This is a genomic window from Bacillus sp. RCC_6_1, from assembly GCF_041360755.1.
GTDB classification, from domain to species: domain Bacteria; phylum Bacillota; class Bacilli; order Bacillales; family Bacillaceae_G; genus Bacillus_A; species Bacillus_A cereus.
In genome coordinates this window covers 548,681-573,337 of the sequence record NZ_JBFUPV010000002.1, presented here as the reverse complement: position 1 = coordinate 573,337, position 24,657 = coordinate 548,681, and the positions used below count along the sequence as shown (strand labels likewise).

Genomic DNA, 24,657 nt, shown 5'->3' with positions numbered 1-24,657 from the left:
CTGATGATTTCCCTATAAAACAGTTATCCCCTATCCCATCATATACAAGTATCATTTATACGGCCGCGTTTTTTTCAATGTTGTATACTTGTCCACATTTATTACACGATATGCATAAACCATAAAAAAAAGCACACTATCTTTTCAGATAGTGTGCTTTTTTACAACTTTTTTATTCATCATCTTGCTCTTTATTTTTATTGTCTTTATCATCTTTTGGAGCTTCACCATTTACTTCTTTGTTTTTCAAATCAAAGTAAGCGTCCATAATTTCACGACCAATATATCCATTAATACCAGTCTTATCATCATGTACCCACGGAACGACAACAGAGAATGCTACTTCTGGATCTTCAAGTGGCGCATAACCTACTAATGTTAAGTTATATGTTTCCACACGTTCACCGTTTGCCTTTCTACCAATCTCTTTATCTCCGCCATACACAGTTTGCGCGGTACCTGTCTTCCCTGCCGCTTTATATTTTGCACCTGTAAAGTATTTTGTAGCTGTACCACCTGAATCATTATACACTTGTCTAAATCCTTCTTGAACGCGTTTAATTTGCGATTCCGGCATATCAACACGATTTAATACTTTCGGTTCCATAGATTGAACAACTTTCCCAACTTCATCTGGTTTCACTGCCGGTTGACGAATTTCTTTTACAACTTGTGGTTGCATACGATATCCGCCATTGGCAATCGTCGAAATATATTGCGCTAATTGAAGCGGTGTATACGTATCATACTGTCCAATTGATAAATCTAGTAAGAAACCTGGTTGACTACTCTTACCCATCTGACCAGCAGATTCATTCGGTAAATCAATTCCTGTTTTTACACCAAGTCCAAACTGTCCGAAATAATAACGCATCGTATCAAATGCTTTTTGAGGTATATCTAACGTACCACCTCTCACATACTGAACACCGGCGATATTCATCGCTGTTTTAAACATATAAACGTTAGAAGACATTTTTAAAGCTGTAAGGTCATTAATATATCCCATCGTTTTCCAAGACGACTTCGTAGGCGTACCTTTTAATTTAATTGGTTCATCCAATTGTACTGCCCCTGGTTGAATCGCACCAGTTTGATATCCAGTAAGTACTGTTGCACCTTTTACAGTTGATCCCATCGGATAAGAACTTGTCATGGTACCTAATGCAAAGTCATTTACTTTCGTTTGGCCATCTTCGTTAACTAATTGTTTCCCCGCCATAGATAAAACTTCACCATTTTTTGGGTTCATCATTACAACAAATGCACGATCTAAAAGAGGTTCGCTTCCTTTAAACCTCATTAAATTCTTCGCAAGAATATCTTCCACGCGCTTTTGTAATTCCATATCAATTGTTAAGTTCAGGTCATTACCACTTTGTCCTTTTGATACATTAATCGTTTCTAAAATATTACCGTTTTTATCTGTAACATTTCTAACTTCTGCTTTCGTACCGTGCAGACTATCTTCATACTGTTGTTCAAGATAACTTTTTCCTACTCGGTCATTTCGATTATAATCACGAACAAGATAGTAATCTAGTCTTTCTCTCGGTAAGCCTTCATCAGATGTCGACACCCCACCAAGTACACTTCGGAATAAATCATCGTACGTATATTTTCGCTCCCAATCAACATTCGTATCTACACCTGGTAATGCTGCTAGGTTTTCACTAATAATCGAATATTCCTTTTCTGTAGCATCCTTTTTAATAACTTGAGGTGTCATTGCATATCCGCCGTCCATCTTACTCTTAATCGCGAGTATTTCTAGATCTTTTGCGGATAATTGATTAATCTCTTCTTCTGTTACACGACTTCGCTGACGCTCGTCTAATTCTTTATCATCAATTTTTTTATCTTTAAACTCTTGACGATCTTTATTCGTAATTTTTTCTTTAGCTTCCTCTTTATGCATAGCAAGCCAATAATCTTTTTTATCGCGATCTGTTAATTTATCTGTCGGTACTTCAATCAAATCTGCTAGCTTTTTCGCTGTTTCTAAGCGATCCTCTGCAGTTGATCCTTTCATTTTTGTAAATGTAATAGTACGAACGGCTGCATTATCTACTACAGGTCGCCCATAACGGTCAAATATTTTCCCACGCGGTACAGGATTACTTATCGTTGAGTTTTCTTTCTTCTCCACTTCATTCTTATATTCTTCACCGCGAACAATTTGTACATATCCGAGCCTTACAATAACCGCGGAGAACATTAAAAACACGCAGAAAAACAACACGTTTAATCGAAAAGGAACGTGGGTCTTTTTCTTATTTTGCTTCTGCTTCTTGCTCATACAAACCCCCTCTACCAACAGCTATGTAATGTGAAAGGGACACCCTCATACAGGTGTCCTCACTGCTGTCTTACATCTTTTTCTATTCTAGCATAAAACAAACGAGAAGTTAACCTTCTGGTTCAGTTTGGTTTTGCGCGTTCCCTTGCGTTACAACACTTGTTTTACTCGCATTTCCCTCATCATATTTGACATTTTTAACTGCAAAATAAATAAGAAAATGTCCAGCACCTAAAATACATAATAAGTAAGGTAAACTTTTTTCAGGTGGAAAGAATAGTACAGCACATAAAAAACTTAAAATGGAACAGATTCTTCCGGCGTTTAACCACAGCTCCCGAACAACGACATATTCCACACGCCATTCTCTCGCATTTTTTGCTCTACCAATTACGTCATATGTCATTGATCCGTACGGAACAAGTAAAATAGGATATGCAATTGCAATACATGCCGCATAAATAAGTAATTTCGTGTATGTAACATTGAAAATAACTAAAAAGACGACAGCATATAAAATAATGCCTCCAAGTAAAATTGCTTTTTTTCGCCACTCCTTCTTTAACATACGAGCAACTAAGTAATAACATACAAAGGATACAGCAGAGTTCACTAAACTGTATTTCCCTAATGCGAACTCACTATTAGTTGCTAAATAAACATATACTGAAATGACAAAAATAAACGTTCCTTCTCTCAATCCTTGGAAAAAATGAGCTCGTGTAATCTTTCCCCAATTTTTATCAATCCGTCGTTCTTTCAATACTTGCACGATTTCATAACGCCCTTCACATTCTCTTTTAGATAAAAAGAAGCTTAAGACGACAGCAATTGCAAATAGAACTAATGAAAGAAAGAATATAACAGTATAACCACTCCATTTCTCCATACGTGAAATTGTGTATCCTGCTGCTATTGGTCCGATCATTCCAGAGAAGGATGTAAGAAGTCCAAGAAACCCATTAAAGAAATCTCTTGTTTCTGGTTCTGTAATTTCAAATGTCAATAAGTTAAAAGCCAACCAGTAAAAACCGTATCCTACTCCTAAAAGAGCCCCCATTAATAAAATATACTGAGAAGCACTTTTCCCTGCTACTAAGACAACGATAAAAAAAATTGCGAGCGTTCCTACCCCTATTCGTAATAAAATCGAGCGATCGATACGTTTCGCTAATTTCCCCCCTACAAGAAATGTGAGAGGCTGTAATACCACGCTGGCTAAATTATACAAGCCAAGATTCACATAATTTTGTGTTTGTTTCCATAAATAAATATTTACAAACGTATTCGATAAAGAAATTGCGAGCGTGTATAAACCTCCTATAAGGAGCAATAACACTAAATCCCGATTCACTTCAACGTCACCAATTATATGTTTCCATTTCATACACAACTCTCCTTTACTTCATGTTCTAGTCTTCCAAAGACAAGCCCAATTATGTAAAAGGAAAGCATAGAAAAAAGCTAGGGGCTCTCCCCTAGCTTTTTCTATATTTATTACGATTATTTTGCTTCTTGGTAACGTTTTTCAGCAGCGTTCCAATCTACAACGTTCCAGAATGCACCGATGTAGTCTGGACGACGGTTTTGGTAGTTTAAGTAGTAAGCATGCTCCCAAACATCTAAACCGATAACTGGCGTTTTACCTTCAGTTAAAGGAGAATCTTGGTTTGGAGTGCTTGTTACTTCTAACTCACCATTGTTTACTACTAACCAAGCCCAACCAGAACCGAAGCGAGTTGCGCCAGCTTTTGCGAATTCTTCTTTGAATGCATCGAAGCTACCGAATTTTGCTTCAATTGCAGTTGCAAGTTCACCTACAGGTTGTCCTCCGCCGTTTGGAGATAGGATTGTCCAGAAGAATGTATGGTTAGCATGTCCACCACCATTGTTACGTACTGCTGTACGGATTGCTTCTGGTACTTCGTTTAAGTTTGCAACTAATTCTTCTACGCTTTTGTCAGCTAATTCTGCATGACCTTCTAAAGCAGCGTTTAAGTTTGTAATGTACGTGTTGTGATGTTTTGTATGATGGATGTTCATTGTTTCTTTGTCAAAGTGAGGCTCTAAAGCATCATACGCATAAGGTAAATTTGGTAATTCGTGTTTTGCCATTGTTATATTCCTCCCAGTTTATGTATTGCCACTTAAGTGACATACAACTTCATTCTACCCTAATTGCCATAGGGTGCAAACAAATAAATCACATTGTCTTGCTATCATTAAAGTAGCAAAATTCCCACTTCTTTTCAATTAAAATGCTCATATATTCCGTAAAAAAAGCTTCCTTCTACAAGGAAGCTTCCTGCTAACATAATAAACATGTGAAATGGATATGGACCCTGTAGGACTCGAACCTACGACCGGACGGTTATGAGCCGTCTGCTCTAACCAGCTGAGCTAAGGGTCCACAATTATGTATGTAACAACATATCAAATAAAGGAATTCCTATCGGATATGCTCTTTAAGAAATGTAAGATAAATTTACCATATAGAAAAGAAAAGTGTCAATTGTATTTTTCTTATTTAAAAGAAGAAAGTTAATAAAAGAAATTTAGTTATCTCCACTATATGTAAATATAATATATCTTGAGATTCTCTAGATTACTACGTTACAATGATTTTATACATACATAAAGGAAGTGAATCTATGTCCATATTTACTCAATTCGTAAAAAGCATATACTCGCCTAAAGATATGGCGCTATTCCGTTTTCAAAAAATCGGTAAAACCATTTTGTATATTATGCTACTTTGCTTAATTACTACTATTCCAAGAACTTTTTTGTACGGTAGTTTTATCCAAGATGGTGTAAGCATGGTAAATCAAGTCATCGATAAAGATTTACCTGATTTTAAAATTGAAAATGGCGAACTAAAAGCCGATATTGATCAACCTATTGAAAAAGAAGAAGGAAATGCACTTTTCGTATTTGATCCAAATTCAACAGACCTAGAAAAATATCAAAATAAAACAGGTTTATTTGTTTTAAAAGATAAAGTAGTCTCTATGGGAAATGGTCAAATACAAACGTATTCTTATAACGATTTGTTAGGTGCATCTCTTGAGAAAAAAGATCTACAAGAATTTATTTCTTTATTCGATAATATTTATCCAATTTTATTATTTGTTATTGGATTCTTAGTGTACCTATTCCAATTATTCATCACTTTTGTAGGTGTGACTTTACTTGCGTTCATCGGTTCTGCTATGAGCGGTCAACGTAAACTATCCTATAAACAAGTTTGGACACTAACTGCATACAGCTACACAATCCCAACAATCTTCTTTATGATTATGGATGCATGTAAGATTGTCGTACCTGGATCAACATTCATCTATATCGCAGTTGTTTTAATTGTTCTGTACTTAACGATTAAAGAAGTTCCAAAACCGAAAGAAAAATAAGAACGAAAAAAAATGCCTAAATAGGCATTTTTTTTTTGGACAAGCATATATTCCTAGCAAAGGAGTGAAGAATATGAAGAGATTAGGTATATTCCTATTCGTGCTTGTTCTCGGTTATATATTTTATTACGATATAAAAATCGGTACTTTACCGATGTTAAGTTCATATAAAAAAACAACTGCTGCTCAAACGATTAAAAAAGAAAACACAGACAGTCAACAAAATAAAGAGAACAAAACAGAAAAAGAAACGGATGTATCTTATAAAACAATTGAAGTAAAAACTGGTGAGACAGTTCTTTCTATTACAGAACAAATTAACAAGAAAAAAATTCCTTCCATAGAAAAAGTCATTGACGACTTTAAACAATTAAACAAAAGTACATCTGCTACAAAAATACAAATTGGAAAGTCTTATAAATTCCCCTTATATCAATAAGCTATCACTTAATCCTTGTCAATTACATAAAGGCGCTGATACAATAGTAAAAGTGAAACCGAGTACTTCGGTTTCTATAGCCCTATATCACGTATACTATCATTGATATGAGGGACTAAATAAGAAACTTCTTTTATAAGGAGAGCGATCTATTCGTGAATGAAATGACTCATCGTACAAAAACACGTCCAGTTAAAGTCGGTAATTTAACAATCGGCGGTAATAATGAATTAATTATACAAAGTATGACAACAACAAAAACACATGATGTTGAAGCAACAGTTGCTGAAATTAAGCGTTTAGAAGAAGCCGGCTGTCAAGTCGTCCGCGTTGCCGTTCCAGATGAACGCGCAGCAGATGCTATTGCTGATATAAAAAAACAAATCAACATTCCACTTGTTGCTGATATTCATTTTGATTATCGCCTTGCTTTAAAAGCAATTGAAGGCGGCATTGATAAAGTACGTATCAATCCAGGTAACATTGGTCGTCGCCATAAAGTAGAAGCTGTTGTAAATGCAGCAAAAGAGCGCGGTATTCCAATCCGTATTGGTGTAAACGCTGGTTCATTAGAGCGTCATATTTTAGAAAAGTACGGGTACCCAACTGCAGATGGTATGGTTGAGAGCGCGCTACATCATATTAAAATTTTAGAGGACCTAGATTTCCACGATATTATCGTATCTATGAAAGCCTCTGATGTTAACTTAGCAATTGAAGCATACGAGAAAGCTGCTCGTGCTTTTGATTATCCATTACATTTAGGTATTACAGAATCTGGAACATTGTTTGCCGGAACTGTAAAAAGTGCTGCTGGTCTTGGAGCAATCTTAAATAAAGGCATCGGAAATACACTACGTATTTCATTAAGTGCTGATCCAGTTGAAGAAGTAAAAGTTGCTCGTGAACTATTAAAATCATTCGGTCTTGCGTCTAACGCAGCAACACTTATCTCTTGTCCAACTTGTGGTCGTATTGAAATTGATTTAATTAGCATCGCTAACGAAGTGGAAGAATACATCTCTACACTTCAAGTACCAATTAAAGTTGCAGTACTTGGTTGCGCTGTAAATGGCCCTGGTGAAGCTCGTGAAGCTGATATCGGTATTGCCGGTGCACGTGGAGAGGGATTATTATTCCGTAAAGGGCAAGTCGTTCGTAAAGTACCAGAAGAAACAATGGTAGAAGAACTGAAAAAAGAAATCGACGTAATTGCTGCTGAAATGGCTGCTGAACGAGAAAAAGAAAAAGAGACACAAGAACAATAAAAAGAAGGTTGCCACAACATTTGTGAGCAACCTTCTTTTCTACGTAAAAAAGCTCGTCAGTTATATAACCGACGAGCTTTTACTTTGCACATTTTGGACAACGACCATATATTTCAAACTTATGCCCCGTTACTTCATAACCGGTAAAATCTTTATTCATAAAATCCATTGGACAGGAAGTAATCTCTTTCGTTCCCCCACAATCCAAACAAATAAAATGATGATGATGTTCCATAATAGAACAAGTAAAACGAAAATGTTTTTCACCATTTAATTCCGTTTGTTCTAAAACACCAATCTCAGCAAAAACTGTTAAGTTACGATAAATCGTATCAAAACTAAGCCCTGGATAATCGTCCTTCATATGCTCTAAAACGTCTTTCGCAGTTAAATAACGATTATGTGCTGCAAATAATCTGAGCATCTCTTCTCTTTTTCCAGTATGTTTGTATCCTTTTTCTTTCATTAGGCGTAAAGCTTCTGTTAGATTCATACCTATCCCTACTTTATGCAGTTTTTTTCTTCTTCCATAAAATCGCACCGATTAAAATAAGAACTGCTATCATAACAATTGTACCACCTGGCGCTAGATCAAGTTGATACGAAGCAAACATTCCACCAATTACTGCAATTTCACCAAATAAAATGGAAAAGAAAATTGTTTGTTTAAATCCTTTAGCAATACGAATACTTGCTGCAACTGGTAACGTCATTAATGATGATACAAGAAGAACCCCCACTACACGCATTGATACTGCAATGACAAGAGCAACTAATATAATGAAAATAAAGTGAATCCATTTCGCTCTTAAACCAGTTGATACTGCGTATTCCTCATCAAATGATAATAGAAACAGCTCTTTATATAATAAAATAATTGTCGCAACAACAACAATTGCTACAATCCCAATAATAATTAAATCTGTACTTGTTACAGCACTGACACTACCAAATAAATAACTAAATAAGTCTGTGTTAAATCCATTTGCAAGTGAAATGAAAATAACTCCAACCCCCATCCCTGCCGAAAGGATAATTGGAATTGCTAATTCTTGATAGTGCTTATATACAGTTCGTAACTTTTCGATTAGTAGCGCTCCACCAATCGAGAAAATCATCCCCATATATAAGGGGTTTAAAAACCCACCTGTAAAAATGGTTTTTTCAAGTAATAAACTTGCTGCAATACCCGATAACGTCACGTGACTTAATGCATCCGCAATAAGAGATAAACGACGAATAACAACAAACACACCAATTAACGGTGCAACAAGTCCAATTAAAATACCTGCGTATAAAGAATTACGTAAAAAGTCATATTGTAAAAAATCTTGTATCATTATATCCTCCCGTGATGCTCATGTTCGTGTTCTAAACGATGAACATGATGTCCATATAAGACGGACATTTCTGCATCTTCTAACTCTCGGAACTTCTCTACATTCCCATGGAAATGTAGATGTTGGTTTAGGCATGCAACATGTGTTACTTTTTCAGTAACAGCTCCCATATCATGAGTAACAAGAATTAATGTGATCCCGAGCCTTTTGTTTAAATCCTCTAATATTTCGTAAAAACTTTCCACATTTTTTACATCGATTCCAACAGTAGGCTCGTCCAAAATAAGCAATTCAGGATCACTAACGAGCGCACGAGCAATAAATACACGCTGTTGCTGTCCACCAGAAAGCTCTCCAATGTTACGACCTTGAAACTCACTCATCCCTACATCAGCAATTGCTTTTTCTACCTTTTTCTTATCCTCTTTTGTGAAAAAGCGAAAAAGCCCTTTTTTCGAAACAAGTCCCATTGACACAACTTCAGAAACAGTTGCTGGAAAACCAGAATTGAAACTATTTGCCTTTTGGGATACATAACCAACTTTGTTCCATTCCTTAAACTTCTTACTATCAACGCCAAACACGCGAATGCTTCCTTCTTTTGGCTTTAAAACACCTAATAAACACTTAAGTAAAGTTGATTTACCTGAACCATTCGGTCCCACTAAACCTAAAAAAGCTCCCTTCGGAACTTGCAAATTAATATTTTCTAACACATTCCGATCTTCGTATCGGAATGTTAAACCTTCAATTTCTAATATATTATTCATAGCATCTCACCTATTTTAATTCAGAATGATTCCGATTTATATCTATTTGAATTATAGTACAGCTTATTATAGTTGTAAACCAATCTGCCTAAAATATATCTATTTTTTCAAGAAACCTTACTATTATAACAAAAAGCAGAGAAAAATTCTCTGCTTTCGAAAAATATTCCTATAAACTTTTTAGTGAATAGCCGATTTAAACTTACCACCATTTGTCTCTTGCGTGCTCATAATCGTAACAAACGCATTTTCATCAATTTCATGCACAATTGATTTTAACTTCGTCACTTCTAGACGCGTTACAACTGCATAAATAACTTCTTTTTCTTTATCCGTGTAACCACCTTTCGCTACAAGCTTTGTAGTTCCACGGCCAAGACGATGCAAAATCGCGTTTGATACTTCCTCATATTGATCAGATACAATTAAAACCGCCTTCGTTTCATCTAGCCCTTGAATCACTGTATCAATCGTTTTAAATGCGATATAGTACGTCATAACAGAATACATCGCTTGTTCCACACCAAACACAAATGCTGCCCATGCAAAAATAAATAAGTTCACAAACATTACGAATTCACCAACAGAGAACGGTAATTTCTTCGTTAATAAAATCCCCATAATTTCAGTTCCATCTAGCGATCCACCATGACGAATTACAAGTCCTACACCAAGACCTAAAATAAGACCACCAAACACTGTCGCTAAAATAGGTTCTGTTGTAAATGGTGGTACCGCATGTAACGTTGACTCAATGAAAGCTAATGCTACAATACCAAATGTCGAAGATAACATAAATGTTTTTCCAATTTGCTTATAACCGGAATACATAAATGGGATATTGAGAACAACGACTAAAGTAGAAAAACTTAACCACCAAATGTTAGGAGTAAGATAATCTAATATAAGAGAAATACCAATAATTCCACCATCAATAATTTTATTTGGCATTAAAAATAGTTCAATTGCTACCGCCGCGCATGCTGCTCCAAAAATAATCATAACTAAACGATAAATGAGATGAATAACACTTTCTTTTCGATGTTGCTTTTGCTCCATAAGTCCTCCCTTTACTCTTTTTCTGTAGTTTTGTCCTTATATTATAACATACGCTTCTTTTCCTCATGAAAAAAGAAACTCCATACGAATATGTACAAGCTATATGCTCATATATTTCGATAGAAGAACGCGTGAAGGAGGATAATAAGATGAACCTCATTAAACAAATTGTTAATAAAAAATTAAATCATATTTCTACAAAAGAGTTATTAAAATATAGCAAAGAATATGAAGTTCCCATTACAGCCACACAAGCTGATCAAATCGTTTTACTTATGAAGGGTAAAAATATTAATATTTACGATAACAACGAGCGACTAGAGCTCTTAAAACAAATCGCAAAAGTAACTTCCCCTGCCACTGCCCAACAAGTAAATACATTATTTCAGCAACTACTAAAATAAGGAGGGGATTTCCCCCTCCTTATTGCGCTTTAATTTTTTCAAGAAGCCCTTCATCAAAAGTGCCGTTTTTCAGCATTTCGATTTCCAATTTGTATGGCGGCTTCTTATCTTTTTTATCTTCCCCTACATACGGTGTTTCAAGAATTTTTGGTACATGCATTAACTGTGGATGATGTACAATGTGATGCAATGCTTTATACCCAATGTGACCAAATCCAATGTTTTCATGACGGTCTTTTCCTGCTCCGCGTATATTTTTACTATCATTAATATGAAGTACTTGTAAACGATCTATACCAACGATCTTATCAAATTCGTTTAATACGCCGTCAAAGTCATTTACAATATCATATCCTGCATCGTGCGTATGACATGTATCAAAGCATACAGATAGCTTTTCATTATATTTTACACCATCAATAATTTTTGCAATTTCTTCAAAGCTACGACCGCATTCTGTTCCCTTTCCTGCCATCGTCTCTAACGCAATGTTAACCGTCTGTTCTGGCGTTAATACTTCATTAAGCCCTTTAATAATTTGTTGAATACCAGCATCCGCTCCAGCACCAACGTGCGCTCCTGGGTGAAGAACAATTTGTTTCGCTACACCTAATGCCGATGTTCTTTCAATTTCCATGCGAAGAAAGTCTACGCCTAATTGGAATGTTTCTGGCTTCGTCGTATTCCCAACATTAATAATATACGGCGCATGGACGATAATTTCCTCAATTCCGTTCAGCTCCATATGTTTTCTTCCTGCTTCTATGTTCAATTCTTCAATTGGTTTTCTTCGTGTATTTTGCGGTGCACCTGTATAAATCATAAACGTTGTTGCACCGTATGAAACAGCCTCTTCACTTGCTGCTAATAACATTTTCTTACCACTCATGGAAACATGAGATCCAATCTTTAACATACAATCACCTCTTCAATATACAATAGATATAATGATAGCATAATTTGTAGAAATATGTAGTGAATTGTTTGTTCACAAAAGATGCACTACACAAATTTATATGACTATTTATACAGACTATACTTTTCATTTAAATTAGCTGGATTAAGTGAAACTTTAATCAATACTTTTCTATCCATATTGATTACACCTCCCACAAATAGCGGGATAAAAAAAAGATAAGGGAAACCCCTTATCTTTTTTTATTGCCATATTTTTTCTTCACTTTGTCACGTTCTGTTGCAAGTTTACGTTTATAGTTTGGTTTTACTTTTTTCGGTTTTTTAATAACTTTCGTTGCCATAACATCAAGTTCGTCATTTGGTTTTTTACGGCTCTTACGACGACGACGCTCACCTAAATCGGCCCACTCATCTCCGCGTAAATCTACATGCTTGAACTCAATATGACGTTGTTTTTCTAAACTATCTAACGCTTCTTCGTTTGCTGGATCATATATCGTCACTGCAATACCAGAATGCCCCGCACGTGCTGTTCTTCCAACGCGGTGAACGAAGAAATCTAAATCTGATGGTAGCTCATAGTTAATAACATGGCTAATCCCTTCAATATCAATACCACGTGCTGCTAAATCAGTCGCAACAATATATTGGAATTCAAGGTCACGAATTTGTTTCATCATTTTTTTACGATCACGTGGTGATAAATCCCCGTGAATTCGTCCAACTTTTAAGCCGCGTTCCATTAATCCATCAGCAACTTGGTCTGCCATCTTTTTCGTATTCGTGAAAACAACTGCTAAATACGGTTTAAATTGAAGTAGCATTTTATGCACTAAATCAATTTTATTACGATGTTTAGAAGGCACTAAATAGTGTTCAATGTTTCCAGCTGCAACTTGTTTTGGATTGATATGAATATGCTCTGGATTCTCCATATACTTCTTCAGAAACGGTTTTAGTTTTTGAGGAATTGTTGCAGAGAAAACTAACATTTGCAAGTTTTTAGGCATGCGTGCTGCAATTTTATCTACATCATGAATGAATCCCATATCAAGCATTAAGTCTGCTTCATCGACAATAATCGTATTTGCTTTATGAACAAATAATGCTTGCTCTTCTACTAAATCTTTAATACGTCCTGGTGTTCCAACTACGATATGAGGTTGTTTTTTCAACTTTTCAATTGAGCGTTGTTTATCAGTTCCACCAATTAAACAACGTGCTGTAATCATTTGGTCTTCCGCACAAAACTTTGTTAATTTCACGATTTCTTCGTAAATTTGTTGTGCTAACTCACGAGTAGGCGCTGTAATAACAAGTTGTACTTCTTCACGACTTGCATTAATTCTGTTTAATGTAGGAAGTAAGTATGCATGTGTTTTCCCAGAACCTGTTTGGGATTGTCCAATTACACTTACACCTTTTTTCACGACCGGGAAAATTTTCTGCTGAATTCCTGTCGGCTCTGTAAAGCGTAGTTCACGAACTGCATCTATTAAAAATGGTTTAAAATCATACTGTGTAAAAGTTTGTTGTGTCATAAGTTACACCTTCTTTCTAAAATTTCTACTGCGCGCACAAATCAGTCAAGTCTACATTATATCGAAATCTACAAGTAAAATCCATCTTTAGTTTAGGTTTTCACTTCAAAAACTAACCTTCTTCCCTTTTATTGCATATTGTATGTGTATATACCTAACTGAAGAAAGGAGGATTTCTCACATGTTTCCGAAATCCCCTACAAGGCAAATGTATCCGAATCCAGGGCAACAACCTTATACACCATATCCAATTCCACAACTACCACCAATGGCACAAAAAAAGAAAGGTTTTCTTGCTAAGCTTTTTAAAAAACACGATCCAACCGAGCCTTTTATGCAAATGGTTCCACCTTACCGACAAATGGAAGGGCAACCGATGATGCATCAGCAACCACCACCGCCACAATATCAACAGCAATATCAGCAGCAATACCACCAACAATATCAGCAGCAACATCCACAATATCAACCATACATGCAGCAACACCCTGAGCAAATGATACCGCCTCAAATGTATGAATCAAATGAAACGCGCGGCGGCGCAACTACAGCTGCGGCAACAGCAAGCAGTGGCATCGGCAGTTTCTTTTCGAACTTAATTTCGAATCCCACTAATATGATAAACAACATCGAAAAAGTATCTCAAGTCGTTCAATCTGTAGGTCCTGTCGTCGAACAGTATGGTCCTATTATGCGTAGTCTACCAAGCATTGTTAAAATCCTCACCTCTGGAAAAAGTACGGAAGAAAATCAAACGGAAAATGTAACAGAGCCAGTTGAGGTAGAAAGTCCGCCTCCTGCACCTCAAAAAAAGAAACGAAAACGAAAGAAAATAGTGATTGAACCTGTAATAGAAAAAGAGTTACCGAAAGAACCAGTTCAACAAACAGCAACAAAACCAAAACTATATGTGTAACAATCCTTTGTTTTCTATCCACTCCTCCTTTATAATGTAAAAGACTATGCACAAAAGTATCCCTTGTTTAGAAGGAGAGGATTACTCATATGAAAATTGTTAAAATTTCCCCTCGTGGTTATTGCTACGGTGTTGTCGATGCAATGGTAATTGCACGTAATGCTGCATTAGATAAATCATTGCCGAGACCCATTTATATTTTAGGTATGATTGTTCACAATAAACATGTTACAGACGCTTTTGAAGAAGATGGAATCATCACATTAGACGGTCCAAGTCGCTTAGAAATTTTAGATAAAATTGATTCTGGTACTGTTATTTTCACAGCACACGGTGTTTCTCCAGAAGTTAAACAACGCGCAAAAGAAAAAGGTTTAACAACAATCGATGCCACTTGCCCAGATGTTACCAAGACGCATGACCTTATCGAAGCTAAGAAAGCGGAAGGGTATCATGTCATTTATATCGGTAAAAAAAATCATCCAGAGCCAGAAGGCGCAGTTGGTATTGCACCTGACATCGTTCACCTTATCGAAAGAGCCGATGATTTAAAAACATTAGAAATCCCAACAGATAAAATTTTAGTAACAAATCAAACAACGATGAGTCAATGGGATGTTCAACATTTAATGGAGGACATTCAAAAAAAATTCCCAACAGCAGAATTCCATAAAGAAATTTGTTTAGCTACTCAAGTTCGCCAAGAAGCTGTCGCTAAACAAGCTGATGTTGCAGACTTAACAATTGTTGTTGGTGATCCGAAAAGTAACAATTCAAATCGCTTAGCACAAGTATCACAAGAAATCGCGAGTACAAAAGCATATCGAGTTGCTGATGTAAGCGAAATTCAATTAGAGTGGCTACAAGGTGTAGAAAACGTAGCTGTTACAGCAGGTGCTTCTACTCCAACGCCAATTACGAAAGAAGTTATCGCTTTCTTAGAGCAATATGACCCAATGAATCCCGCTACATGGGAAAGAGTTCGAAAAGTACCGTTACAAAAAATATTACCTCGCGTGAAAGTGAAAAAAGAACAATAATAAAAACCGTTGCTTACATGAGCAACGGTTTTTATTTTTCTTATACAAATATAAATGGATCTGTATGTAACTGCGAAGCATGAATGTGTACATTGAGTTTCTTTGCATCCACTTTTTCTTGTAATTGCTTTTGCACACCTTGTTTCATTACTTTTTCAACATTATGTCCCGGGTCAACTATATTTAAACCGAGCATCATCGCATCATGAGCAACATGATAGTACATGTCACCAGTTACATATACATCTGCTCCTTTAAATTTCGCTTGGTTTATATATTTATTACCATCTCCACCAAGTACAGCTACTTTACGCACTTTATCATCTAACTTACCGACAACTCTTGCGCCCTTCACGTCTAATGATTGTTTCACATGTTCTGCAAATTGGCCAAGCGTCATTTCTTCTTGTAAGTATCCTATTTTCCCCAGGCCTAACGTTTCACCTTTATTATCAAGCGGATACACATCATACGCTACTTCTTCATAAGGGTGCGCCGTTACCATTGCTTTAATCACTTTCCGCTGTAAGGAAGCTGGAATAATCGTTTCGATTCGCACTTCTTCTACACGTTCTAACTGTCCAGTTTCCCCGATATAAGGATTTGTCCCCTCTTGAGGTATAAATGTGCCTGTACCCTCGCTACTAAACGTACAGTGGCTATAATTGCCGATATGACCAGCACCTGCGTCTCCTAATGCTTTCCTTACTTCTTCTGCATGAGTGACTGGCACAAACACAACAACTTTTTTCATTTCTTCTGCATATGTCGGTGCTAGAACTTCTGTATTTTGCAATCCTAACGCCTCAGCAAGTAAATCATTTACCCCGCCCTTAGCAACATCCACATTTGTATGCGCTGCATAGATTGCAATATCATTTTTAATACACTTTTCAATAATTTTCCCATACGCCTTATCTGTATGAATCGCTTTTAACGGGTTAAAAATTAAAGGATGATGAGCAATAATGACATTTGCCCCTAATTGAATTGCTTCATCCACAACTTCTTCCGTTACATCTAACGCAATCAATACGTGCTGCACGGGTTTATTAAGCGCTCCAATCTGCAGGCCAATCTTATCTCCTTCCATCGCCAAATGCTTCGGATACATACTTTCAAATAAAGAAATAATTTCATGGCCGTTTGGAATTTTACTCATGATAAAACCTCCCCTATCATTTTCATTTTCGCTTCTACTTCCCCACGCTTCGCTTTTGTTTCTTCAGAATCAGCCGCACGTTCCAACTGTTTTAAAATATTTTGGAAGTTTTTTAATTCTCCTTCCCATTTTTCAACGAAAGCCTCACTTTTTTCTTTTATTAAAAATGGTCCCATAAACAATTCAGCTTGTTTATTTTCAGAGTAAGGCGCTACAACATTTCCGCGCTCCCCTACTAAAATTTCGTAAATTTTCCCATCTTCTTTTACGATTTTTTCATGGATAAGCTCCCAACCATTCTCAATAAACCATTCACGAATATGATGCGCTGCAATATTCGGCTGTAAAATTAAACGTGTTACACCTTCTAATTTTTCTTTACCACTTTCTAAAATGTCACGAATTAACGCTCCGCCCATTCCGGCAACCGTAATTACATCTACTTCGCCTGGCGCTATAACAGCTAATCCATTCCCTTTACGCACATCTACTTTATCTTGTAAACCACTTTCAGCTACAGTTGCTTGCGCAGAGCGAAATGGTCCATCTACAACCTCTCCTGCAACTGCTTTTGTAGCAATATTATTTATAATTGTATAACACGGTAAATACGCATGATCCGATCCAATATCAGCAACTGTAGATCCTACTGGTATTTCACGTACAACTTCTTCTAATCGTTTTGAAAGCTTTACTTCATTCATGTATTTCCATTACTCCTTCTCTTGTCAGTCTGTCTCCATGATAATGAATTTACAGTAGTTGTTGCAAGCCCATAACAACAATTCACCGCTCTATCATTCATCGTATTTTAGAAAATATAGAAAAACAAGCCCTTTGCATAAGCAAAAGGCTTGTCATACGGAACTTTATTTTTTCTTCGATAACCAATCAGCTACTTTAGCGGCTTGATCAGCTGGAACTATATTGGCAGGCATATTGCCTTTTCCTTTCGAAAGAATTTCTTTAATTTCATCCTTTGAAAGTTTCCCACCAATTTTTTGTAAGTTAGGTCCAACTGCCCCTTGTAACTGATCACCATGGCAGCTCGTACAGCTTTGCTTCACAATATCTTCTGGTTTTGATGCCGTTTGTGCTGGCTTCCCGCCATTTTTTGCATCAGCTAACTCTTTAGATTTATTTAGCCCCTGAAATGAAAATACAAACATAACGATAATACCCAATGCTGCAATAAGAGCGAACGGAATCAGCGGATTACGTTTCATATCTCTTCTCCCCCCTCTATACCCCTAAATAGTTAGATGATTCAGTCATTTATATTGTACTTGAAAACGCTCTATCAGAAAAGAGCAAACTACTACTTGTTAAAAATATTCCATAAATTCAGTTTATTGTTTTTTATTGTCATATCGCTTATTATTTCGATAATTATTAACGTTTCTCATCATATTTTTCGCTTTTCTACATATATTTTTGTATATAATAAACAAAATTAATCGAAAAATCGAAAAATGAGCATTTGCAAATCAAAAGACAATTCTGTAAAATAAATTACAAGAAATTGTAATCGTTGCCCATAGCTAAATTTTAACAAAAATTAACAAAATAAAAAAGTTTACTTCACAAAAGTGAAGTAAACTTAAAAAATAACCTATTCTAAGAAATCCTTAAGACGCTTACTACGGCTTGGATGTCTTAATTTGCGAAGTGCTTTTGCTTCAATTTGACGAATACGCTCTCTCGTTACGCCGAATACTTTCCCAACTTCTTCAAGCGTACGAGTTCGTCCATCATCTAAACCGAAACGAAGACGTAGAACATTTTCTTCACGATCTGTTAGTGTATCTAACACATCTTCTAATTGTTCTTTTAGCAATTCATAGGCTGCATGGTCCGCAGGCGATGTTGCTTCTTGGTCTTCAATAAAGTCACCTAAATGGGAGTCATCTTCTTCACCAATTGGTGTTTCAAGAGAAACTGGCTCCTGTGCAATTTTTAAGATTTCACGTACTTTTTCTGGAGCAAGATCCATTTCCTCACCAATCTCTTCAGGAGATGGTTCGCGACCTAAATCTTGTAATAATTGACGTTGTACACGAATTAACTTATTAATCGTTTCAACCATATGAACTGGAATACGAATTGTTCGCGCTTGGTCTGCAATGGCACGTGTAATAGCTTGGCGAATCCACCAAGTTGCATACGTACTAAATTTGAAACCTTTACGATAATCGAACTTTTCAACAGCTTTAATTAGACCCATATTACCTTCTTGAATTAAGTCTAAGAAAAGCATACCACGGCCTACATAGCGCTTTGCAATACTTACTACAAGACGTAAGTTTGCTTCTGCAAGACGACGTTTCGCTTCTTCATCGCCTTCTTCAATACGCGTTGCAAGTCGAATTTCTTCTTCTGCAGATAGTAAGTCTACACGACCAATTTCTTTTAAATACATACGAACAGGATCGTTGATTTTAACCCCAGGTGGTACACTTAAATCATTGAGGTCAAACTCTTCTTCTGTTTTTGTAATTTGGCGATTATTAGGGCCTTCTTCGTTGTCATTATCACCAACTAAATCAATGCCTTGTTCACCTAAATATTCATAGTATTCATCCATTTGATCGGATTCAATTTCAAATCCATTCATGCGTTCTGCAATCTCTTCATATGTAAGAACGCCACGTTTTTTTCCGAGCTCAGTGAGTTGTTCTTTCACTTGCTCAAGGGTCATTTCAGTTTCAATTTGTTTAGAACGAGCTGGTTTGTCAGCCATCTGTTCCCCTCCTTACGCGAGATACAAACATTCATTATACTAAAACTTTATCAAAAAAGCTATTTTCTCGCTTTTTGATTTTGTAAATATGCTACATAATATTTAGCAGCCTCTACAGGATCTGTTTTTTCCATTTGTTTCACTTTAAAGATAATTTCCATCTTTTCAAGTTTTTCCTGATGCCGTCTAAGCGTCTCCAAATGGCCTTGCAACACTTCTTCTGTGTATTCTGGATTAATAAATTCATCCGTCGAAATATCAGTGATAATATTTTTCAACTTTTCATCAGAGAGCCAACTTAAAAATGTTCCGACTGAAGGTTCATTTCCCTTTTCATAATATGCGTATAGTTCATATAAAATCCCTTTATGTTCTTCTGTATGAAAATCTTCTATATGGGATTCCATACGAACAGCTACTTCTGCACTTTGCAACATATGGTAAATAATTTCTCTTTCCGCTCTTTCAAAACCTGTTAACTTCGGTTTTGTTTGAACGACTTGAGACGGTTTAGCAACCTGCTTTATTTGTTTTTGCTGTACCTTTTGTTCTTTGCGATATTGGTGCAATTGGTTCAAAAGTGTTTCCATTGAATACGAAAATTCTTGCGATAATGACTTCAAATATGACTCTGCCTGCATCGCATCTTGTAACAACGATAACTCTTTTAAAACACTCTTCACATATTCTTCTTTGCCAGACTCATCTTGCAAATTTTTCCCTAAACGCAAATAATTTATTTTAAAACCAACAAAACTCACACTTGATTTCACAAGATTTTCAAAAGCAGTAGTCCCATATTGTTGCACATATTCATCAGGATCAAGCTTATCTGGCAAGGATGTGACTTTCACTTGGCAACCAACTTTTAGCAATAATTGCCCTGCTTTCATCGTCGCTTCTCGCCCTGCTTTATCACCATCATAGCAAAGAACAACAGTTTCAACGTTACGTCGCAGAAGTTTTGCTTGTTCTTCAGTTAAAGCTGTTCCCATTGTCGCAACAGCTTCTTCCACACCACTTTTTACCGCAGCTAGTACATCGGCATATCCTTCAAAAAGAACCACTTGCCCACGTTTTCTAATAAACGGTCTTGCTTGGTGGAAGTTATACAACAATTTACTTTTGTGAAAAATCGGTGTTTCAGGGCTATTTAAATATTTCGGAGTGTCATCTCCTAACGCCCTTCCACTAAACGCTATCACCTTACCTTGTAACGTATAAATCGGGAACATAACTCTTCCACGGAAGCGATCATAATGACTACCATCCTTCTCACTTCTTATTAGAAGGCCAGCTTGTTCCATACTAGACAGCGATAAACCTCTTTTTTGTAAAATTTTCGTCGCTGCATCCCAGGCAGGTGATGCATAACCAATTTCAAACTTCTCAATCATCTCTTTCGTAATACCACGGTTTAATAAATATGAAAGTGCTTCATTTCCCTCTTCCGTATTTACTAATAAATGATGATAATACTTTTTCAATAATTCATGAGCTTGTTGCATGATGACAGTGTCATCAGATATGTCTTCTTGTTGTCCTTGCCCTGATGTATACTCTGCAACCGCAATTCCATTTCTTTCGCCTAGCTTTTGAACAGCCTCGGTAAAAGCCAGTCCTTCCATTTTCATTAGAAAGGAAAATACATTTCCACCTTCTCCACATCCGAAGCAATGAAAAATTTGCTTATCAGATGAAACAGAGAATGAAGGAGAATTCTCACCATGAAATGGACAAAGGCCGAAATAGTTACGCCCCTGTTTTCTAAGTTGAACGTATTCACCAATGACTTCTACAATATCGGATGATGTCCGAATCTGTTCAACAACTTCTTCGGGAATTCTGTTCCCCATAACTCCATCTCCGTGTCGTATTTTGTATTCGATATAAATTAAAAAATTCCTTTATAATTCGACAATATTTTTCTAAACTTGTTAGAAAGTGTTGCCGATTACATTGTATAAACGATTTTGAACCTTTCCTATAGGTCCTTTATCTGCATAAATCGCATATACATACTTGCTATATAAAATTGTATACATTTGCTCATCTGTTACAAATGTATCTCTTAGAAACAATACATATACACCTTTTTATAAGAAGAGTAGCAAGCCACATATACTGTTTGATCTTGAGATTTGTAACTTTTTCATGTTGATCCATATAACGATCAACTCCATTTTGTTCAGTATCTACAAAGATCCAATTGCCTTGCTATTTCCTTAAAGGATGAGCATATGATGCGACAAACAAAATTCCGACATGAAATTCCGCTACAACTTGCACAATTTCAGCCTTCACGGGATATACATCTACACCAACTAATATGTTGTCAATGCTTTGCATATTTCTGTATTCTACATCCCTTCTGTGAATCCTTCCATAATGTGCGTTTTCTTGTATAGATTTTGTCGATTTAACGTAATTACATGTCTTTTTCGTAAATCCTATCCCTAGTTTATTCTGAAAAATTAAAGTCTAAACGTAAAATATAGGTTTTTATCACAATTTTTTATTATAATATATTTTCTTCAACTACGCTACATATCCCTTTATTTTTTCATCTTACATTTCAGGATGACAAACTCAAACCTTGAATATACTAAAAGACAAAGGAGTATAAGTATAACCATTACACTACAATCTATTACAAAATCCATAGGTACCATATTTCACACGAGCGAAAAAAGCACATTCACCTTTGGTAAATGTGCTAAAACATTTTTTGGTTTTGCACTGCATTCACAATAATATTTGCTGTTTCTTCAATCGCTTTATTCGATACATCGATTACTTGGCAATTTATTTTACTAATTACTTCCTCAAAATGATTAATTTCTTCTTGAATACGATTAATATTTGCATATGTTGCTCCATCACTTAATCCAAGTGATTTTAATCGTTCTTTTCGAATATGATTTAACTTATCTGGCGTAATTTTCAAACCGAAACATTTTTCTTTTGCCACTTGATATAGTTCTTCAGGTGGGTCAACTTCTGGCACGAGTGGTACATTCGCAACTTTCAAGCGTTTGTTATGAGCCAAATATTGGGAAAGTGGTGTTTTTGATGTACGCGAAACACCAATCAACACGATATCCGCTTTTAAAATACCTCTTGCATCTCTGCCGTCATCATACTTCACAGCAAACTCAATCGCTTCAATCTTTTTAAAGTATTCTTCATCTAACCTACGGACAACGCCTGGCTCATATCTCGGCACTTGCCCCGTAATTTCTTCTATTTGATCAATAAGAGGGCCGATAATATCGTATGCCTCTACCCCTTCTTTTGCAGCCTCTGTTACTAAATATTTGCGCATATCAGGCTTAACTAACGTAAAACATATAAGTGCTTGATTACTCTTAGCAATCGAAATCACTTCTTTTAGTGTCCCTGTATCTTCTACATATGGTACACGTCTAATATCAGGAGCAAACGGGAATTGTCCCATTGCTGCTCGAACAACCAAATCAGCCGTTTCTCCTACAGAGTCAGATACGACATATACGATTTTATTATCCATTACATTACCTCACTTTAAACAAATTACACTTATTCGTTATTTACTAAATTTACAAACGCACGTGTAATATTTGTTTTTGTAATTCGCCCAATCACTTCTAAACCTTGTTTCGTATCTTTTACAACTGGCATTGCATCAATCTGTCTTTCTATTAATTCCATCGCAATATCATATAAAGAATCCTCTCTACGACACATCGCAATGTTTGGCATCCTTGTCATGATAATATTAACCGGAAGAGAGGTTAAATCCTGCTTTCCTAAGCTCGCTCTTAATAAATCTTTACGAGACACAACACCAACTAATAGAGTCATCTGATCTACAACGAACAATGTACCAACGTCCTCTAAAAACATCGTACAAATTGCATCGTATACGGAAACATTTTTATCAATTACAACCGGTCTAGATTGATAATCTTGTACTTTAATTTTCTTAACAGCTTCAGATAATAGCTGCCCCCCAGTTTTACCCGTATAAAAATAACCTACGCGTGGACGTGCTTCTAAATAACCAGCCATCGTTAAAATTGCTAAGTCTGGTCTTAGCGTCGCACGTGTTAGACCCAATTGCGCTGCAATTGATTCCCCTGTAATAGGACCGTGATCTTTTACAATCTGAATGATATGTTCTTGCCGTTTATTCAGCTCTATGATAATCACCACCTTTAATGCACAACGAAAAAAGTTATACTATCTCTTAAATATTATATACTAAATATGCTATTCGAAAAAGAAAGTATGTAAAAAGGACCGTATACGGCCCAAAATTATATTTGAAACTTATCAAGTTGTTCTAAAAAACGTCTTGATTTCAAATAAATTCCGCAATATTCATCATAATATGTATTCAATACTAAACGCATTTGTTTTTTTGTGCTATCCTTTACCGATACATTTCCGAGCCTATGTAAATCGAAATGGAAGAAAAGACGTAATAATTTATGAACAGCTTCTCCTACCGGTATACGATACGGGTCTTGCTCTGCATGACGTGAGCACAGAAAACCGCCTTCCCTAACGGAGAAGGCGACAAAGTCTGTTTCTTGATGACAAATCGCACATGTATCAAAGTACGGGCGCATCCCTAATACCGGAAGCATTTTCGTTTGATAAATTAATGATAATACTTCTGGATCAACACCCTCACACATATAATGCAACGTTTGATATAACATTTCAAATAAATACGGATTATGTTTTTTATCTTCTGTTGCTTTATCAGTTAATTCAACAATAAATGATGCATAAGCAGTTAAAAATATATCCTCGCGAATTTCTTTCATAGTTGAAATAATCTCGCCTTGTTGCAATGTTCCAAGCCCAGATCCCATTTGAATAAGAAACTGGCCATGTGTCATTAATTGCGACACAGATGCTAATCGGCTTTTCGGTTTTTTTGCCCCTCTTGCCATTGCACTTACCTTACCAAGTTCTCTTGAGAATATTGTAACAATCTTGTTCGTTTCTCCGTAATCTGTCGTACGGATAACGATGCCCTCAACTTTTTGAAACATGTTCGTCACCATCCAAGGTTTGAACAAAACGGGTCAAGAAATTGGAGAGTCTAGATGCGCTAGCTCCTCTTCATGTTGATCCATCTCATCGTTTACGTCTTTTTCCATTTCTTTCAAAAGCAAGTACGTTTCAATGCTTCCTGTTTTGGAGAAAAACTTCCAGGTAAAATCTAGCATAAGAATCCACCTTTCTCAATAAGCGTAGCCTATAAACCAATTTCCTTTGTTGTTATTAAATTGACCCATTTTGTCCATTTTCATGTGAGAAAAATTTTTCCTAATTTATCAAAGTTCATAAAAACCAAT

At 36.1% G+C, this 24,657-nt stretch carries 26 protein-coding genes and 1 tRNA gene; 6 read left to right on the top strand and 21 right to left on the bottom strand.

The genetic code is table 11. The features are described 5' to 3' along the window. Positions 1 to 172: 172 nt before the first annotated feature. The 4 genes from AB6801_RS09055 to AB6801_RS09040 all read right to left on the bottom strand — a co-directional run bounded on the left by AB6801_RS09055 (position 173) and on the right by AB6801_RS09040 (position 4,709). Positions 173 to 2,299 carry a peptidoglycan D,D-transpeptidase FtsI family protein gene (locus AB6801_RS09055; protein WP_000038990.1) on the bottom strand — a complete coding sequence of 709 codons (2,127 nt, stop codon included), beginning with the start codon at positions 2,297 to 2,299 and terminating at the stop codon, positions 173 to 175. Between the two features lie 109 nt (positions 2,300 to 2,408). Further along, positions 2,409 to 3,686 carry an MFS transporter gene (locus AB6801_RS09050; RefSeq protein ID WP_000871386.1) on the bottom strand — a complete coding sequence of 426 codons (1,278 nt, stop codon included), beginning with the start codon at positions 3,684 to 3,686 and terminating at the stop codon, positions 2,409 to 2,411. Positions 3,687 to 3,802: 116 nt separating this feature from the next. Then, positions 3,803 to 4,414 carry a superoxide dismutase [Mn] gene (gene sodA / locus AB6801_RS09045; RefSeq protein ID WP_001052031.1) on the bottom strand — a complete coding sequence of 204 codons (612 nt, stop codon included), beginning with the start codon at positions 4,412 to 4,414 and terminating at the stop codon, positions 3,803 to 3,805. A gap of 221 nt (positions 4,415 to 4,635) precedes the next feature. Continuing rightward, positions 4,636 to 4,709, bottom strand: a tRNA-Ile gene (locus tag AB6801_RS09040). A 241-nt stretch (positions 4,710 to 4,950) separates the two neighbouring features. Here AB6801_RS09040 and yqgB point away from each other — a divergent pair. The 3 genes from yqgB (at position 4,951) to ispG (ending at position 7,416) form a co-directional block, all read left to right on the top strand. Continuing rightward, entirely contained in the window at positions 4,951 to 5,709 is a 759-nt protein-coding gene (gene yqgB, locus AB6801_RS09035) for a protein YqgB (protein ID WP_000021899.1), read from the top strand. A gap of 73 nt (positions 5,710 to 5,782) precedes the next feature. Next, entirely contained in the window at positions 5,783 to 6,148 is a 366-nt protein-coding gene (gene yqfZ / locus AB6801_RS09030) for a protein YqfZ (protein WP_000825416.1), read from the top strand. 164 nt (positions 6,149 to 6,312) lie between these two features. Next, on the top strand, positions 6,313 to 7,416 hold the full coding sequence (ispG, locus tag AB6801_RS09025; protein ID WP_153577907.1) for a flavodoxin-dependent (E)-4-hydroxy-3-methylbut-2-enyl-diphosphate synthase: 1,104 nt from the start codon (positions 6,313 to 6,315) through the stop codon (positions 7,414 to 7,416). 79 nt (positions 7,417 to 7,495) lie between these two features. Here ispG and AB6801_RS09020 read toward each other — a convergent pair whose 3' ends face one another. The 4 genes from AB6801_RS09020 to AB6801_RS09005 form a co-directional block, all read right to left on the bottom strand. Further along, positions 7,496 to 7,909 (bottom strand): Fur family transcriptional regulator, encoded by a 414-nt coding sequence (locus AB6801_RS09020; RefSeq protein ID WP_001054516.1) that lies wholly within the window; start codon positions 7,907 to 7,909, stop codon positions 7,496 to 7,498. A gap of 13 nt (positions 7,910 to 7,922) precedes the next feature. Beyond that, positions 7,923 to 8,756, bottom strand: a complete 834-nt coding sequence (locus AB6801_RS09015) for a metal ABC transporter permease (RefSeq protein ID WP_000613815.1) — start codon at positions 8,754 to 8,756, stop codon at positions 7,923 to 7,925. Further along, the gene (locus AB6801_RS09010; protein ID WP_001059662.1) at positions 8,756 to 9,526 is read right to left on the bottom strand and encodes a metal ABC transporter ATP-binding protein; all 771 of its coding nucleotides are present in this window, start codon (positions 9,524 to 9,526) and stop codon (positions 8,756 to 8,758) included. The genes AB6801_RS09015 and AB6801_RS09010 overlap by 1 nt, the downstream gene beginning before the upstream one ends. Positions 9,527 to 9,706: 180 nt before the next feature. Beyond that, entirely contained in the window at positions 9,707 to 10,585 is an 879-nt protein-coding gene (locus AB6801_RS09005) for a YitT family protein (RefSeq protein ID WP_000435963.1), read from the bottom strand. Between the two features lie 149 nt (positions 10,586 to 10,734). On the opposite strand from AB6801_RS09005, the gene AB6801_RS09000 reads away from it, so the two are divergent. After that, positions 10,735 to 10,989 (top strand): DUF2624 domain-containing protein, encoded by a 255-nt coding sequence (locus tag AB6801_RS09000; protein WP_097999089.1) that lies wholly within the window; start codon positions 10,735 to 10,737, stop codon positions 10,987 to 10,989. Positions 10,990 to 11,008: 19 nt separating this feature from the next. Here the strand turns inward: AB6801_RS09000 and AB6801_RS08995 are convergent, their stop codons facing one another. After that, complete coding sequence (locus AB6801_RS08995) at positions 11,009 to 11,905, bottom strand: deoxyribonuclease IV (protein ID WP_000912456.1); 897 nt, start codon at positions 11,903 to 11,905, stop codon at positions 11,009 to 11,011. 232 nt (positions 11,906 to 12,137) lie between these two features. Next, positions 12,138 to 13,448: a DEAD/DEAH box helicase gene (locus AB6801_RS08990; protein WP_000194015.1), complete on the bottom strand. Its 1,311-nt coding sequence runs from the start codon at positions 13,446 to 13,448 to the stop codon at positions 12,138 to 12,140. Positions 13,449 to 13,629: 181 nt separating this feature from the next. Here AB6801_RS08990 and vrrA point away from each other — a divergent pair, with 181 nt between their 5' ends. Together vrrA and AB6801_RS08980 are read left to right on the top strand one after the other, a co-directional pair. Further along, on the top strand, positions 13,630 to 14,364 hold the full coding sequence (gene vrrA, locus AB6801_RS08985; protein WP_000484170.1) for a VrrA/YqfQ family protein: 735 nt from the start codon (positions 13,630 to 13,632) through the stop codon (positions 14,362 to 14,364). 89 nt (positions 14,365 to 14,453) lie between these two features. After that, on the top strand, positions 14,454 to 15,404 hold the full coding sequence (locus AB6801_RS08980; protein WP_370941063.1) for a 4-hydroxy-3-methylbut-2-enyl diphosphate reductase: 951 nt from the start codon (positions 14,454 to 14,456) through the stop codon (positions 15,402 to 15,404). Positions 15,405 to 15,444: 40 nt separating this feature from the next. Here the strand turns inward: AB6801_RS08980 and AB6801_RS08975 are convergent, their stop codons facing one another. The 11 genes from AB6801_RS08975 to AB6801_RS08925 all read right to left on the bottom strand — a co-directional run bounded on the left by AB6801_RS08975 (position 15,445) and on the right by AB6801_RS08925 (position 24,528). After that, positions 15,445 to 16,566 (bottom strand): Nif3-like dinuclear metal center hexameric protein, encoded by a 1,122-nt coding sequence (locus tag AB6801_RS08975; protein ID WP_098340810.1) that lies wholly within the window; start codon positions 16,564 to 16,566, stop codon positions 15,445 to 15,447. Then, positions 16,563 to 17,270 carry a tRNA (adenine(22)-N(1))-methyltransferase gene (locus AB6801_RS08970; RefSeq protein ID WP_001006544.1) on the bottom strand — a complete coding sequence of 236 codons (708 nt, stop codon included), beginning with the start codon at positions 17,268 to 17,270 and terminating at the stop codon, positions 16,563 to 16,565. The genes AB6801_RS08975 and AB6801_RS08970 overlap by 4 nt, the downstream gene beginning before the upstream one ends. Before the next feature lie 165 nt (positions 17,271 to 17,435). Next, complete coding sequence (cccA, locus tag AB6801_RS08965) at positions 17,436 to 17,792, bottom strand: cytochrome c550 (RefSeq protein ID WP_000828141.1); 357 nt, start codon at positions 17,790 to 17,792, stop codon at positions 17,436 to 17,438. A gap of 386 nt (positions 17,793 to 18,178) precedes the next feature. After that, the gene (gene rpoD, locus AB6801_RS08960; protein WP_000764066.1) at positions 18,179 to 19,306 is read right to left on the bottom strand and encodes an RNA polymerase sigma factor RpoD; all 1,128 of its coding nucleotides are present in this window, start codon (positions 19,304 to 19,306) and stop codon (positions 18,179 to 18,181) included. Between the two features lie 59 nt (positions 19,307 to 19,365). Then, positions 19,366 to 21,162, bottom strand: a complete 1,797-nt coding sequence (dnaG, locus tag AB6801_RS08955) for a DNA primase (protein WP_000528221.1) — start codon at positions 21,160 to 21,162, stop codon at positions 19,366 to 19,368. 81 nt (positions 21,163 to 21,243) lie between these two features. Continuing rightward, on the bottom strand, positions 21,244 to 21,387 hold the full coding sequence (locus AB6801_RS08950) for a hypothetical protein (RefSeq protein WP_000479733.1): 144 nt from the start codon (positions 21,385 to 21,387) through the stop codon (positions 21,244 to 21,246). Between the two features lie 136 nt (positions 21,388 to 21,523). Next, positions 21,524 to 21,655 (bottom strand): hypothetical protein, encoded by a 132-nt coding sequence (locus AB6801_RS08945; RefSeq protein ID WP_088045466.1) that lies wholly within the window; start codon positions 21,653 to 21,655, stop codon positions 21,524 to 21,526. A 367-nt stretch (positions 21,656 to 22,022) separates the two neighbouring features. Next, complete coding sequence (locus tag AB6801_RS08940) at positions 22,023 to 22,835, bottom strand: pyruvate, water dikinase regulatory protein (protein WP_000368937.1); 813 nt, start codon at positions 22,833 to 22,835, stop codon at positions 22,023 to 22,025. A 29-nt stretch (positions 22,836 to 22,864) separates the two neighbouring features. Beyond that, entirely contained in the window at positions 22,865 to 23,497 is a 633-nt protein-coding gene (ccpN, locus tag AB6801_RS08935) for a transcriptional regulator CcpN (RefSeq protein WP_000583756.1), read from the bottom strand. 107 nt (positions 23,498 to 23,604) lie between these two features. Further along, positions 23,605 to 24,351 (bottom strand): DNA repair protein RecO, encoded by a 747-nt coding sequence (gene recO / locus AB6801_RS08930; protein WP_000487013.1) that lies wholly within the window; start codon positions 24,349 to 24,351, stop codon positions 23,605 to 23,607. A 33-nt stretch (positions 24,352 to 24,384) separates the two neighbouring features. Further along, positions 24,385 to 24,528, bottom strand: a complete 144-nt coding sequence (locus AB6801_RS08925) for a YqzL family protein (protein WP_000883924.1) — start codon at positions 24,526 to 24,528, stop codon at positions 24,385 to 24,387. Positions 24,529 to 24,657: the final 129 nt, after the last annotated feature.